General features: G+C 41.1%; 1 protein-coding gene. It reads right to left on the bottom strand.

Translation table 11 applies throughout. The features are described 5' to 3' along the window. Nucleotides 1–31 precede the first annotated feature (31 nt). On the bottom strand, nt 32–397 hold a 366-nt coding region (locus tag LMH66_RS20290), incomplete at its 5' end, for a transposase (RefSeq protein WP_229372726.1).

Below are 397 nucleotides of genomic sequence, written 5' to 3'. Positions count from 1 at the left end.
TAACAAGAGACTATGGCGTCAATAGTTAATTTTAAGCTTTTGGCGCTTCCCACAAAACACCGTCTCTTAGCATCGAATTTAAGATCACAACCATCTTCCTAATGCAGGCAATAATAGCCACTTTCTTTGGTTTTCCTGCCGCAACTAACCGCTGATAAGTCTCTTTAAAAACAGGGTTAGATTGTATTGCTGACATCATTGCCATGTACAAAACGGTTCTCACTTGATGCCGTCCTCCTTGGATCTTTCTATGCCCTTTGAAGCGTCCACTTTCTTTATTCATCGGTGCTACACCGACCAATGAACTGGCTTCTTTGTTATTAATATATCCAAGCTCTGGTAGGTTGCTGATGATTGATGCAGCGGCAATTTTACCTATCCCTTTCATACTTTGTAG

Source organism: Shewanella sp. 10N.7, from assembly GCF_020806285.1.
In the GTDB taxonomy this organism is placed as follows: Bacteria; Pseudomonadota; Gammaproteobacteria; order Enterobacterales; family Shewanellaceae; genus Shewanella; species Shewanella electrodiphila.
The sequence above is the reverse complement of the archived record's forward strand: the minus strand, read 5'-3'. Positions and strand labels throughout refer to the sequence as shown.